The sequence below is a fragment of the Actinomyces sp. Z16 genome (assembly GCF_003111765.1).
GTDB classification, from domain to species: Bacteria; Actinomycetota; Actinomycetes; order Actinomycetales; family Actinomycetaceae; genus Actinomyces; species Actinomyces glycerinitolerans.
The window spans coordinates 183,811-196,578 of the sequence record NZ_CP027862.1; the positions used below are offsets into that span (position 1 = coordinate 183,811).

The following is a 12,768-nucleotide window of genomic DNA, read 5'->3' on the forward strand; positions in this document are numbered from 1 at the left end:
CATCCGGATGCCGACAGCCTCACAACACTGGACACGAACGCGTTAGAAGATGAAATCTATGTGTAGTATTAGTGTCAGCTCGACGTCTCGTGAGCGAATTAAGAGACCGTTCGGAAGCCGCGCCATATTCGCATGATATGATGTATCCCACGAAGTGGTGGCGAGTAGCCCTCTCATCCGGAGAGACTCTGTTACGCAGGCCGCTGCGATATTCCCCCTTGGAGGTCGAAGATGAGTCCAACAGGGAAGGCGGCAGCGCGTGTACTAGGCGTGGTCGCGATAATTGCCCTTGCGCTGGCGGTGGCTCCTCAGCTGCATCAATCAGCGGCGCCCCAGTCTGCTGTGGATGCGGACGCGATTGTTGCAGCAATCGAGGAGTACCAGGATGGTTTGGACGATATGTGGACAGATCCGGAGGCCCCGACGGGCTCTGTTTTGACATCCGTGCAGTCCAGCATAATTGAAGTGCGAGACGGGATGAGTGATGACGGAACTCCGGTCACCTCCGCGGCCAGCGAGGTGACTCTGCTTCAGGCGACGGCTCAAGACGATGGTACGGTCCTGGCGGAGGTGAATGTATCCACAACCTTCACCTATGAGGGAGTGGATGATCCTGAGGCGCCCGGTGTTTGGAGTGACCGGCACTTCATCCAACTGACGGTCGATGATGCTGGTAATTACAGCGTGGTCGAGGACGTTGTTGAAAGCACCGAAGCAGGTGCGGAAACGGGGGATATCCCAGACGACTACTCCCCGGAGCGCTCCTCGGATGCGCGCAATAGCTCCGCCTCCATGGGAGGCGGTTCGGATACGGTGCCGGCCATGGCGCAGCCTTGGCTTCGGTCTCAGACGGTCTCGGCGGCGCCCAGGTACTCCAGCCAGCGCTCGTAGTGGTCCAGGACGTCGTGGGCGACCTGCTCGCGCGACCAGTCCATCACGTCGTAGCCCTGACCGCCGCCGCGGGGACGCACCTCCAGGCGGACGGTGAGGTCGTCGGCCTCGTGGACCACCACGCCGAAGGCCGGCACCGGTGCCTGCACCATGCGCACCGCGTACCGGAAGTGGGAGCCGGTGCGACGCTCGCCCTGAGTCTCGGTCGCCTGCACCAGCGTGGGCGGGGGCGTGACCACGAGGGTGGCGGAGCCCAGGAAGTTGCGCTCGTCGTCGGGATCCTGCGCCTCGGGGCCGGCGACGACGACCTCGGCCACCATATCCTCCTTGCGCAGCTCGTCGGCGACCGCCTCCAGGGCCGGCACGACGCGGTTGGACATGGCGCGCTGGGCGCGGGCCGGGGAGACGACGTCGAAGGTGTGCGACAGCCGGTCGCGCCAGGGGATCCGGTTCATGCCGGCGGCGGTGCCCGTGGCCCCCAGCAGCCGGTTGCGGTTGGCGATGCCGCGGGCCTGCTCGCGGGTGGCCTCGGTGCGCATGGCGCGCCACAGCCCCGCCATGACGGCGATGATCACGAAGGAGAACGGCAGAGCCATGACGATGGTGGCCTGCTGCAGAATGGGGATGCCACCGGCCACGAGCATGGCGATGGTGAGCACCCCGGTCAGGGCGGCCCAGAAGATGCGCAGCCAGGCGGGGGCGTCCTGCGGGTCGCCGTGGTAGGTCGGCAGGGCGCGGCTGGACAGGTTGGCCATGACCAGGGCACCGGAGTCTGCGCTGGTGACGTAGAACAGGATGCCGATGAACAGGGACAGGGCGATCAGGAACTTCCCGCCTGGCAGGTAGCCGAGCAGCGTGTACAGCCCCTGTTCCGGCTGCTCCACTGTCAGCTCGGCGAAGTCGAGGTTGCCCGAGCGGATCAGGTCCAAGGCGCTGTTGCCGAAGATCGACACCCACATGGTGACGTAGGAGAAGGGCAGCACCAGGGAGCCGACCACGAACTCGCGCACGGTACGGCCACGCGAGATGCGCGCCAGGAACATGCCGACGAAGGCGGCCCAGGTGATCCACCAGGCCCAGAAGAACAGTGTCCAGCTGTTGAGCCACTCGGTGGGACGGTCGTAGGCGTAGGTCTCCAGGGTCAGGCCGGGGAAGTGGGTCACGAAGTCGCCGATATTGCCGACCAGGGCGTCGATCAGGAAGGCGGTGTTTCCGGTCAGCAGCACCCACAGGGCCAGTCCGACTGCGAGCAGCACGTTGATATTGGACAGCACGCGCACGCCCCGGTCCACACCGGAAACGGCGGAGACGGTGGCCATGATGACGCTCAGTGCGATCAGGCCGATCTGGGTGGCGGTCCCCTGCGGGAGGCCGAACAGGATGGTGAGGGCGACGTTCAACTGGACGACGCCCACACCGAGCGAGGCGGAGATGCCGACTGCCCCACCCACCAGGGCGGCGGCGTCGACGACGTCGCCGAGCAGGCCGTCCACGCGGTCGCCGAGCAGCGGCCGCAGGGTGGAACGGACGGCCAGCGGCTGGTGCCTCCGGTAGGCGAAGTAGCCCAGTGCCATACCGAGGATCGAGTACAGGCCCCAGCCGCTGATGCCGTAGTGGAGCAGGGTCAGCACGATGCCGTTGCGCGCCGCCTCGACGGTCTGGGCGTCACCGGTCGGCGGACTCATGTATTGGGCCACCGGCTCCGCGACCGCGTAGAACATGATTCCCGTCCCCACACCCGCGGCGAAGAGCATGGCGGCCCAGGAGAAGGTGGAGAAGTCCGGGGTGGAGTTGTCCGGTCCCAGGCGGATCTTCCCGAACTTCGACAGCGCCAGGACGATCACGAACACCAGCGCAACTGTCACCAGCAGGATGTAGAAGGAGCCGAACCAGCGTCCTGCCCAGGACACGGCGGCATTGAAGGCGGCGGAGACCGTCTCCGGAGCGACGATGGCGGCGCCGGTGATGGAGGCGATAATGGCCGCCGAGACGGCGAAGACCACCGTGTTCAGACGGCGTTGTTCAGGGGCTTCGGATGTTGCTGGTGTCGTCTGATTGCTGAGTGAATCAGGCACTGGCACTCCTCGATGCATTGGGGATGCACTGGTGATGCATGGGCGCACACGTGGCCGCGTGCAAAAGGCCGTGGTGGCGTTTACAGGATTGTGAATCTTTCAGGGATCTCGCGGATTGGCAAGCGAAAGCGGTCGAAATGCGGGTGGCGGGGGACTTGACGGCCGCATGAGGTCGGGGATGAACGGGTGTCGGCGAGATTCTTCCCACATTTCCCTTCCGCGCCTCGCAAGCCGCCCGATGTTGCGGTGTTTTCGGGCCGTCGGGTAGGACTTTGGTCCGACTGTGGGGTGGGTGGGTGAACTGTGGCAGGGTGGGTGCGTGAGTCTTTCCGGTCTGCTCCGCGAGCGCTACGACGCCGCCATGTGCCGCGCGCTAGAACTCGCGCGGCATGCGGGCGCGTCCGGGGAGGTGCCGGTGGGCGCCGTCGTCCTGTCCGGGGAGGGCACGGTAATTGCCGAGGCCGCCAACGCGCGAGAGGCGGAGCATGATCCGACGGCGCATGCCGAGATCCGGGCCCTGCGGGCGGCGGGCGCGGCGCTGGGACAATCCCACCTGGACGGCTGCACTCTGGTGGTGACCCTTGAGCCGTGCACCATGTGTGCGGGGGCCGCGCAGTTGGCCCGCCTGGAGCGGGTGGTGCTGGGGGCCTGGGAGCCGAAGACCGGGGCGTGCGGAAGCGTGCGCGATGTCCTGCGCGATCCGCGCACCAACCACCAGGTGGAGGTGGTGGCGGGACTGCGTGAGCAGGAGGCGCAGGCGCTACTGCGGGAGTTCTTCGCTATCCGGCGGCCCGGCCAGTCGGAGTAGGTGAGCGCCTCCGCGCCGCCGTGAGCGACCTCGCAGGCCGCGGGGGCTGGGCATCGAGCGGCACGGCGTGTAACCTGTCCATCTGCTAGGTAGCGTGTCCGAGCGGCCGAAGGTGCAGATCTCGAAAGTCTGTGTGGTTCATAGCCACCCTGGGTTCGAATCCCAGCGCTACCGCCAAGCCGATCCCCGGAATCCAGACGAGAAGTCGGAGTCCGGGGATTCTTCCATGTAGCGCTTCCCCGCCGTGGGGTCCCAGTGGGTACAGCGGAACGAGCGTCGCCCGGGTGCGGGCCTGGGCTCGCGCGGTGGGCGGCGTGACCGCTAGTGCCCTGGAGCCACGCACACGCGTTTGCGTCAGGAACACGAGTTTCGGAGCTTTGCACGTGCCCTGCACCCACCAACCTCCAAGACTCGTGTCTTTGCGGGGAACTCGTGTACGAGCCGCGGTGTACCAGACGCACGCCCGGGAGCGGACTCGCGAGGGCCGACCTCGCCCACGCCGACCGTTGTCCGCACAACCTCGGGTGTCCTGCCAGGGCCTGGTTCGGCGTCGTCGTCAAGCCATAAAGTCCGGACTATGCCTGCGATGAAACCGCCCGTGCACCCGGCCGACTCCGAAGACGCGTCGATCCGGCTGTACCGCCTACTCTGCGATGCGATGGTTGCGGCGGACACGGCCGCCATCGACGCCCTGCTCACCGAGGACTGCGTCCTGACCCATATGACCGGCTACCCCCAGCCCAAGGTCGAGTGGTTGTCCGACATCCGCGATGGAACCCTGACCTACCACTCCTCGCAGCTCGTCTCCGCCGAGCCCGACACCATCGACGGCTTCCCCGTGGTGCGCGGCCGCTCCCGCACCAACGCAACGGTTTGGGGCACGCGCGGCACCTGGAATCTGCAAATCGTCGGGTACGTCGTCCCGGATCCCGCCGCCAGCACCGCGCGCAACCCAACCGGTTGGCGCTTCAGCCGCCTGGACGCCAGCCGCTTCTAGACGGTGTCATGAAATGCACCGCTTTACGCCCAGCCGTTGCCGCATCTGCCGACTCGCTCGCGGCGACACGCGGTTAGGCGTCACTTGACGGCGGTCGGCGCTCGGAAAGTGGTGCATTTGGTGACAAGGGCCAGGTCCAGAAACGAAGGGACGCCGCTAGTTCGGGCGTCGCCCGGTGCCGCGGATGGCCGGCGCCGTCCACGGGTCCTCCGGCCACGCGTGCTTGGGGTAGCGTCCGCGCAACTCGGCCCGCACCTGTGGGTAGCCCTGCTGCCAGAAGGAGCGCAGGTCATCGGTGATCGCCACCGGCCGCCGCGCCGGCGACAGCAGGTGGATGACCACACTCACGCGCCCGTCGACGATCCGCGGGGTGTCCGCCCAGCCGAAGCACTCCTGCACCCGCACCGCCAGCACCGGACGTTCCAGCGCCTCGCCCCGCTCACCCACATAGTCCACGCGCACGTGCGAGCCCGACGGCACCTGCAGCCGCTCCGGCACCAACTCGTCCAGTCGCGTCGCCGCCGGCCAGGGCAGCAGGGCGCGCAGGCACGCCGTCATGTCCAGTCGACTCAGGTCGAAGCGCCCGCCGGACCTGGCCGCCAGCGCCTTTACGGCCGGAATCAGCCACTCGTCGGCGCGTTGTAGGAGCGCGGCGTCGTCGACCGCGGGCCAGGGCTCGCCCAGTGTCCGGTGCAGTAGCGCCAAGCGCGCCCGCAGCTCGGCGGCACCACGCCAGGGCAGCACTCCGAGCCCTTCGCCGCGGCACCGCTCGACGACGGCGTCCGCCACCTGCGCCGGTGTCGGCGCCCCATCGGAAACGGATGCCAGCTGAATCGCGCCCAGACGGCGCACCCGTTCCACCCGCAGCCGGTCTCCGTCCCAGCGGGTGTGCGCGTCCTCGGTCAGCCAGGCGTCGGCCACCGCCAGCGCGAGCGCTTCGTCGATCGGTGCGGCCGCCCGGATCGTCGCCTGGGCGGTTCCCGGGGCGCGGTCTACGTCGGACACCGCCAGCCACTCCGCCGCGGCCAACGGTGAGTCCGCGGGCAGTCGCAGCCCGGTCCCGCCGACGCTGGCGTAGCTGGCCGGACGTCCCGCGCCGGGCACGGGGCCGCGACGGCGGGCGATCCACTCCGGGTGGGCCAATGCCGCAACCAGCCCGACGGCGTCAGCCGCACTCGGACCGACCAAGCCGCCTAAGCAGGTGGCGGGGTCGTCGGCCGGCTTCGTGCCGGCCCCGCTGCGGTCGGCACCGGGCTGGGTGGCGGTGGCAGGCAGGTCGGCGTGTCTCCCGGCCGGGTGTCGGCGTGCAGCCTGCTCCAGACGTCGGGCCTCGACCCGCCAGGCCCGCTCCTGCGGGCCACGGCGGACGCTGCGCGCCAGCGCGGCCAGGTCGGCCTGGGGCGCACGCAGGTCGGCGGTCAGCAGCGCGGTCGCCTCGGCGGCACGGCGCAGGCCGATCACCTCGGCGGCGCCCAGCAGGGCGCGGGCCGGACGCACTTCGGCGGGGACGGCGGCCACGGCGCGGCCCAGCCCGGTCACGGCGTCGCCGTCGAGCAGACCCAGGCGTTCAAGCGAGTCGGTGGCGGCCGCCAGCGCGGGGCCGGGCGGCGGGTCGATCCAGGCCAGGCCTTCGCCGCCGGGCACGCCCCAGGCGGCCAGCTCCAACGCGGTGCGGGTCAGGTCCGCGATGAGGATCTCCGGGGTCGGTGCCGGGGTGGCCCGCGCCCAGTCCACCTGCGTGCAACAGCGGTAGACGACGCCCGGCCCGGTGCGCGCCGCCCGCCCGGCCCGCTGGATCCCGGCCGCCCGGGACTCGCCGACCGTCACCAGCCCGGACATGCCGCGCGCCACGTCCAGGCGCGGCTCCCGGGCGAGGGTGGCGTCCACGACGATACGCACGCCCGGCACCGTCAGGGAGGACTCGGCCACGTCGGTGGACACAATCACCCGCCGCACACCGGTCGACGGCGTCAGTGCGGCGTCCTGCGCCGGACCGGGTAGACGCCCGTGCAGCGGCAGCACCTGAACGGCGGCCGCCGAGCTCCCGGCCCCGGGCCCGCCGCCCTGGACGGCCTCGCGCAGCCGGGCGACGACGTCGTCGACCTCGCGGGCACCGGGCAGAAAGACCAGCACGTCCCCCTCCCGCTCGGCCAGTGCGCGCATCACCGTGGCGGCCACGTGCGCGAGGAACTGGCGCGGCACCCCGCGCGGGCCGAGCCGGGAGGTGCCCGACGGCGATGGCGCCCAGATCTCCTCGAGCGGGTACAGCACACCGGGCACCTCAACCACCGGTGCCGGAGTGGTGGCGCCGCCGAGCAGGCCGGGCAGGCGCGTCAGGTCGGGAGTGGCGGACATGGCGACCACCGCCAGGTCCTCCCGCAGGGCGGCGCGCGCGTCCAGCAGGAGCGCCAGCAGCAGGTCCGACTCCAGGGAGCGCTCGTGCACCTCGTCCAGGACCACCGCGGCCACACCGGGCAGCTCCGGGTCGCCCTGCAGGCGGCGCAGCAGCAATCCGGCGGTGACCACCTCGATGCGGGTACGGGCCGAGCTCCGGTGCTCCCCGCGCACCGCGTAGCCGACCGTCTCGCCGACCTCTTCGCCCAACAGTGATGCGAGGCGGCGGGCGGCGGCCCGGGCGGCCACGCGCCGCGGTTGGGTGACGATCACGCGCCCGGGGGAGGGGACGGCGTCAGGATGGGTGAGGACGTCGGCGACCAGCAGTGGCACCAGTGTGGTCTTGCCGGTTCCCGGCGGGGCGGTGACCACAACAGCCGGTGCGTGTGGGGGTTCGCCGGGGGAGACGTTGGCGGTGGCCGGTGTGACGTCGGCGTCAGAGGCGGCGTCGGTGCCGGGGCGCTCCCCCAGCAGGAGTGCGCGGAGCCCGGGCATGGCGGCGACGACGGGCAGGTCCGGCGGGTCGGCCAGGAGTCGGGCGACGGGGTCCGCGGTCTGCTTCACCCGCCCATCATGCCCGCACCGCGTTACCCACATGCCCTCACGCTCGGCCCGCCTACCCACCGCCCACGGGATGGCGGGTACTGGGGCGGGACGCGCCCGGGGCGTCCAGATGTGGCGGCGCCCGCCGTCTACTACGCCGGTCGGACGTTAACAACGCTACTTAACGGTCTGCTGTATACCCCAGGAGCCTTCAGCAAACCGTTAACAGGCGTTGTTAACCCCGAAGTGGCGTTGCAGACGCTGAAGTGGCGTAGCAGGCGGCCCCGCCTCCGGGCGAGGGGATGCCGGCAACCGCCTCGGGCGCGGGTATGCCGGCGGCGACTCGGGCACGGCGAACCAGTACGGCATGGGAGGTAAGCAAACTTGACGCGACCGCGGATGTAAAGCATGCTAGTCATGTCAAGGGTGCCGGACATTGGGTGTCGACTTTGACCGCGCGAGCGTGATGTCAGGCCCAAACGTATGAAAACCGATCCGAACGGAGACCCGCATGAACAGGTTGACTTTGCAAACGATGAGGACCCGTATGGCAGTGATCTTCGCCGCGGTGTTCCTGGTGGGCGTCGTCATTGCCGGCGCTTTCCCCGCTTCTCGCTCCTCCTTGCTCGGGATCTTCTTCGGACTGGTCGCAGGTAGTGCGGCGGTGGCAGCGGCCTATGGGCTTGTCCGCCGCCGGGTGCGGCACGGTGCGGGCGGTGCACCGTTGTCCATGGAGAGCCCCGCGATGGTTGGTCTATGGACATCCCTGCTCCCGATTGGCATGGGCCTGAGCGTGGTGGCTCAGAGGATTGACTCGGATGCCGGGGGGTTGGTGCTCGGGGCCGCGGCAATCGTGGTGCTTCTTGCCAGCGTCGCCGGCAATGCGACAGTCATTGCCGCCCGGGGCCGGGCGGCCGGAAAAGGGGAGGCGTGAACCAGCTTTAGCGCGGAAGGGCCGACCGGTCCCGCGGCGGCCGGCCGCGATCCCGGACCACGGTGAGTCCCGTCGTGCGCGATGCCGTCCACCACCGGGCTCTTCGCTACCATCGTGCTGGAGCTAAAGAGGAGTTAACGATGGAGAACGACGTGCGCGCCCTGCGTGAGGCCAAGGGTCTCACCCAGGCGCAGCTGGGCGAGGCTGTCGGCGTGTCCCGCCAGTCCATCAACTCCATTGAGAAGGGCCGCTATGACCCGTCCCTGCCGCTGGCCATTGCCATCGCCCGCTACTTCGGCAAAACAGTCGAGGAGATCTTCCATGCCTGATACGCCCGAGAACCCCTACACGCCGGCGTGGCGGCAGCTCCTACTCACGCGCGCTCGACGGCACCCAGGACGAGCGCGACGAGCTCATCTGGAAGTCCGCGTGGGCGCTGACCGGAAGGGTGGCCTGGTTCGTGGTCCTGGGCGCGGTGATCGTCGCATTATTCGGTGTTGAGCTGGAGCTGGGCACGGCCGCCATCATCGCCTTGTGGGTCAACATCATCGCCCTGTACGGCTCGCGCTTTTATTACGAACGCACCATGTAGTGGCGAACGCCCGGTTCGCCCGGCACACCTGTGGCACGCTTTCGTCCTCGGGGCGGAGTCCGATGCCAGGTGGGCCGGGTAGGCTCTCCAGTTGGACGAGCACGACGAACGCGACAAGCAAGAGGGAGCACCCGTGGCCACACAGCCCGCAGCCGGAGTATGGGACGAAGACCCCGATGGCGCCTCGATCGTCCTGGCCACCGGTCGGCAGCGCCACGACCTGCTGGTAGTTGCCGAGCCCTCGCTGCTCACCGAACTTGACGAGACCTGGGGGCGCCCGAACTCCCGCGTGCGCCTGTCCTTCCTGCCCGGTGTCTCCGCCCCCGCGGGCCCCGGCCAGGAGGACGCCCTGTACTCCTACGACCGCGACGGTCGCGGCGTGCTGGTGGCCCGCGGCCACACCAGTCTTTTCGAGGGCAAGCCAGCCCGCCGCACCACCGGGCTGGCCCGCATCGCCCCCGGTGCCGGCGTGCGCGCCGCCCTGCTGGTCGCCCGCGCGGCGAGCCTCGGCGGCTCCGCCCCGGGCGACTTCCTCGCCGTCGGCGACCACCTGAACCTGACCGGCTCCCCGCTCTTCCCCGCCACCGCCCCGCTGGACGCGGCCTGGGACGCGGAATTGACGGCCGCCGTCGCCGAGCTCGACGGCGTGCGCGCCCCCGGCGTCGTCGCCCTCACCCCCGGCCCGGTGCGTCCGAGCCCCACCGAGGCGGGAGTGCTGGCGGCACTGGGCGCCGACGTCGTCGTCAATGACATGGTCGCCGAGGCCATGGCCCTGGCCTCACGTGGCGTGCGCGTGGCCGGGCTGGCCTACATCGACGCCACCGTCGACACGGCGCGTCGCACCCCGGGACGTCGCGCCGCGCCGAGCGCCAGCGCCGCCTTCCAGCAGGCACCCGCCCCCGACGTCGTCCTCGCCGCGGCGGAGAAGCTGCTGACCTGTCTGTAAACGACAGTAGTGATACGTGAGACAAATGGGTGAACAGCCCCATGGCAGGAAATAGTCTCTGCTCTGTGAAACCCTTCCTCATGCTGGCCGCCCGGGCCGACGACGAGCCGGCCGACGCCGAATACGAGGCCTTCCTGCTGCGCACCGGACTCGACGAGTCCTCCCTGATCCGCCACCGCCTCGAGGCCGAACCCATGCCGGAGATCGACCTGGCGGACTGGTCCGGCATCATCGTCGGCGGCTCCCCCTTCAACGTCTCCACCCCGCAGGAGCGCAAGAGCCCGGTGCAACTGCGCGTTGAGGCCGAGTTGGACGACCTGGTCACCCGTCTCCTGGACGCGGACTTCCCCTTCCTGGGCGCCTGCTACGGGCTGGGCCTGCTCACCCGCCACGAGGGTGGCGTCGTGGACGGCACCTACAAGGAGGAGGTCTCCTACCCGCAGGTGGAACTGACCGAGGCCGGGAGCGAGGACCCCCTGCTGGAGGGTGTTCCGGCGGCATTCCCCGCCTTCGTGGCCCACACGGATGCCGTCACCGTTCCGCCCGCCGACGGGGTCGTGCTGGCCGGCTCGGCGTCCTGCCCCGTGCAGCTGCTGCGGATGCGCACCAACCTGTACGCCACCCAGTTCCACCCCGAGCTGGACGGCAACTACCTGGCTCACCGCCTGTCCTTCTACGCCGGCCACGGCTACTTCGACGACGATCACCTGTCCGAGGTTCAGGAGGACGTGCGCCGCCAGGACGTGTCCGACTCCTGGAAGGTGCTGTCCAACTTTGTGGCGCGCTATTCCCGCTGAGGGGCGCCGTTCGGCCGGGGCGTAACCGGCGCTCGCGGGTGTTCCGAGACGTGGACACCGGCTGTGGCGCGGTGACAGGATGAAGCGATACCCGTGGGTGGACGCTCACGGATTCCCGAGTGCGAGGAGGCATCACCCGCCTTCGAGCACGGAAGAAGGTTCAATCATGTCCCGCATCGTCATTATCGGCGGCCACGGCAAGGTCGCCCTCCTGCTCGCCCCGCTCCTGGTGGAGCGCGGCGACGACGTCGTCTCCCTCATCCGCGACCCCGCGCAGGCGGACGACGTAGCCGCCACCGGGGCCACCCCCCTGGTCGTGTCCGTCGAGGACGCCAGCCAGCAGGAACTCGCAGCGGCCTTCGACGGGGCCGACGCCGTGGTCTGGTCCGCCGGCGCCGGCGGCAAGGGCGGCCCCGAGCGCACCGAGGCCATCGACCGCGAGGCCGCCATCCGCTCCATGGAGGCCGCGAAGGCCGCCTCCGTGCCCCGCTACGTCATGGTCTCCTTCGCCGGCTCCCACGGTCAGGATCCGGTACCGGCCGACCACCCGCTGCGCACCTACGCCATGGCCAAGCTGGCCGCCGACCGCCACCTGGTCGCCTCCGGGCTGGAGTGGACGATCCTCGGCCCCGGCCTGCTGACCCTGGACGAGCCGACCGGCCGCATCGACGTCGGCCGCTTCGACGGCGGGTCGCAGGCGCCTACCTCGCGTGCGAATGTGGCCGCGGTACTCGCCGCGGTGCTCGCCGAGCCCGCCACCGTCGGGAAGGTGATCCCCTTCCGCGACGGCGAAACCCCCATTGCCGAGGCGATTGCCGACGTCCCGGCCGAGTACGCCGACCTGGACAGCTGAGCTCGACCGAGCCGATCAGCCAACGCCGTGTGAAGTGTTGCCGCCCGCGGGCCTGTGCGTCAGGCCGGCGGGCGGCACGCATGCGGGGCGCATCCGCGCGCCCCGGGCGGCTCGGTTCAGCCGATGAGCCGATCGGCCAGCGGAGTGAGGAACTCGCTGACACCACCCTCCACGCGCACCGATGCCAGCCCGTCAGCCGCCGTCGGGCCGCGGTTGATGACCACCAGTTCGGCGCCGCCGGCCAGCGCCCGCTGCACGATCCACAAGCCCGTGAGCACCGCCAGGCTCGAGCCCGCCACCAGCACGACGTCGCAGTGCCGGGCCGCCTGCATCGCCTCATCCATGGCGGCCGGCAGACTCTCACCGAAGAAGACGATGTCCGGCTTGAGCAGGCCGCCGCATTCCTCGCAGCGCACCGCCTTGAAGTCGCACGCCTCGGCGGCGGCCCGGTCGGCCTCCGGGGTGATGGCCACGCGGGCCGGGTCGGTCTCGCGCGGGTAGTCGGGGTTCAATGCGGTCAGGCGCTCGTCCAGGTCCGCGCGGGAGATCATGCGCCCGCAGCTCAGGCACACGACCCGGTCGTAGGCGCCGTGCAGCTCCCACACGGTGCGCTGCCCGGCGCGTGAGTGCAGCCGGTCGACGTTCTGCGTGGCCACGCCGGTCAGCAGGCCGGCCTCCTCCAGCCGGGCCAGCGCCACATGCCCCGGGGTCGGCGTCAGCGGCTCCAACAGCCGCCAGGTGGCGTGGTTGCGGGCCCACACCCACCGGTACCACACCGGGTCGGCGACGAATTGCTGGAAGTCCACCGGCTCCACGGGAGTGGTGCCCACGCCCCGGTAGTCGGGTATGCCGGAGTCGGTGGAGATGCCGGCGCCGGTGACGGCGAGCGTACGGCGGCCGGCCATTACCTCAGCGACGGTTTCGAGTGCTGACTGCGT

Annotated in this window: 12 protein-coding genes and 1 tRNA gene; 10 read left to right on the plus strand and 3 right to left on the minus strand. The window is 70.1% G+C overall.

Annotated elements, in window-relative coordinates; genetic code table 11:
• The first annotated feature begins 477 nt into the window (after positions 1 to 477).
• A complete protein-coding gene (locus C3B71_RS00775) occupies positions 478 to 891 on the plus strand; it encodes a hypothetical protein (RefSeq protein WP_146752376.1) in 414 nt (137 codons plus the stop codon).
• Here C3B71_RS00775 and betT read toward each other — a convergent pair.
• Positions 846 to 2,984 carry a choline BCCT transporter BetT gene (gene betT, locus C3B71_RS00780; protein WP_108965435.1) on the minus strand — a complete coding sequence of 713 codons (2,139 nt, stop codon included), beginning with the start codon at positions 2,982 to 2,984 and terminating at the stop codon, positions 846 to 848. The two genes, C3B71_RS00775 and betT, sit on opposite strands and share 46 nt — an antisense overlap.
• Before the next feature lie 343 nt (positions 2,985 to 3,327).
• On the opposite strand from betT, the gene C3B71_RS00785 reads away from it, so the two are divergent.
• From C3B71_RS00785 to C3B71_RS00790, 3 genes are all read left to right on the plus strand, one after another.
• Complete coding sequence (locus C3B71_RS00785; RefSeq protein WP_073330435.1) at positions 3,328 to 3,774, plus strand: nucleoside deaminase; 447 nt, start codon at positions 3,328 to 3,330, stop codon at positions 3,772 to 3,774.
• Between the two features lie 88 nt (positions 3,775 to 3,862).
• A tRNA-Ser gene (locus C3B71_RS15685) sits at positions 3,863 to 3,951 on the plus strand.
• Between the two features lie 400 nt (positions 3,952 to 4,351).
• Positions 4,352 to 4,771: a nuclear transport factor 2 family protein gene (locus tag C3B71_RS00790; protein WP_108965437.1), complete on the plus strand. Its 420-nt coding sequence runs from the start codon at positions 4,352 to 4,354 to the stop codon at positions 4,769 to 4,771.
• A gap of 156 nt (positions 4,772 to 4,927) precedes the next feature.
• Here the strand turns inward: C3B71_RS00790 and hrpB are convergent, their stop codons facing one another.
• Positions 4,928 to 7,729 carry an ATP-dependent helicase HrpB gene (gene hrpB / locus C3B71_RS00795; protein ID WP_234416000.1) on the minus strand — a complete coding sequence of 934 codons (2,802 nt, stop codon included), beginning with the start codon at positions 7,727 to 7,729 and terminating at the stop codon, positions 4,928 to 4,930.
• 526 nt (positions 7,730 to 8,255) lie between these two features.
• Here hrpB and C3B71_RS00800 point away from each other — a divergent pair.
• The 6 genes from C3B71_RS00800 to C3B71_RS00820 all read left to right on the plus strand — a co-directional run bounded on the left by C3B71_RS00800 (position 8,256) and on the right by C3B71_RS00820 (position 11,830).
• Complete coding sequence (locus C3B71_RS00800) at positions 8,256 to 8,642, plus strand: hypothetical protein (RefSeq protein ID WP_146750861.1); 387 nt, start codon at positions 8,256 to 8,258, stop codon at positions 8,640 to 8,642.
• Positions 8,643 to 8,782: 140 nt separating this feature from the next.
• A complete protein-coding gene (locus C3B71_RS00805) occupies positions 8,783 to 8,971 on the plus strand; it encodes a helix-turn-helix transcriptional regulator (protein WP_086615267.1) in 189 nt (62 codons plus the stop codon).
• Positions 8,972 to 9,090: 119 nt separating this feature from the next.
• Positions 9,091 to 9,234, plus strand: coding sequence for a hypothetical protein (locus C3B71_RS15690; RefSeq protein WP_159097593.1), 144 nt, complete (start codon positions 9,091 to 9,093; stop codon positions 9,232 to 9,234).
• A gap of 133 nt (positions 9,235 to 9,367) precedes the next feature.
• Entirely contained in the window at positions 9,368 to 10,180 is an 813-nt protein-coding gene (locus tag C3B71_RS00810) for a phosphorylase family protein (RefSeq protein WP_108969387.1), read from the plus strand.
• A gap of 65 nt (positions 10,181 to 10,245) precedes the next feature.
• Positions 10,246 to 10,977, plus strand: coding sequence for a glutamine amidotransferase (locus C3B71_RS00815; RefSeq protein ID WP_073329536.1), 732 nt, complete (start codon positions 10,246 to 10,248; stop codon positions 10,975 to 10,977).
• A gap of 166 nt (positions 10,978 to 11,143) precedes the next feature.
• Positions 11,144 to 11,830 carry an NAD(P)H-binding protein gene (locus tag C3B71_RS00820; protein ID WP_073329539.1) on the plus strand — a complete coding sequence of 229 codons (687 nt, stop codon included), beginning with the start codon at positions 11,144 to 11,146 and terminating at the stop codon, positions 11,828 to 11,830.
• Positions 11,831 to 11,946: 116 nt separating this feature from the next.
• On the opposite strand, the gene C3B71_RS00825 is transcribed toward C3B71_RS00820, so the two are convergent.
• A complete protein-coding gene (locus C3B71_RS00825; RefSeq protein ID WP_108969389.1) occupies positions 11,947 to 12,735 on the minus strand; it encodes a Sir2 family NAD-dependent protein deacetylase in 789 nt (262 codons plus the stop codon).
• Positions 12,736 to 12,768: the final 33 nt, after the last annotated feature.

Bases quoted from the DNA above. Each gene is read 5' to 3' on its own strand.
- C3B71_RS00775 (WP_146752376.1), top strand. From the start codon at position 478: ATGAGTGATGACGGAACTCCGGTCACCTCCGCGGCCAGCGAGGTGACT.
- betT (WP_108965435.1), bottom strand. From the start codon at position 2,984: ATGCATCGAGGAGTGCCAGTGCCTGATTCACTCAGCAATCAGACGACA.
- C3B71_RS00790 (WP_108965437.1), top strand. From the start codon at position 4,352: ATGCCTGCGATGAAACCGCCCGTGCACCCGGCCGACTCCGAAGACGCG.
- C3B71_RS00800 (WP_146750861.1), top strand. From the start codon at position 8,256: ATGGCAGTGATCTTCGCCGCGGTGTTCCTGGTGGGCGTCGTCATTGCC.
- C3B71_RS00820 (WP_073329539.1), top strand. From the start codon at position 11,144: ATGTCCCGCATCGTCATTATCGGCGGCCACGGCAAGGTCGCCCTCCTG.
- C3B71_RS00805 (WP_086615267.1), top strand. From the start codon at position 8,783: ATGGAGAACGACGTGCGCGCCCTGCGTGAGGCCAAGGGTCTCACCCAG.
- C3B71_RS00785 (WP_073330435.1), top strand. From the start codon at position 3,328: ATGTGCCGCGCGCTAGAACTCGCGCGGCATGCGGGCGCGTCCGGGGAG.
- C3B71_RS00825 (WP_108969389.1), bottom strand. From the start codon at position 12,735: ATGGCCGGCCGCCGTACGCTCGCCGTCACCGGCGCCGGCATCTCCACC.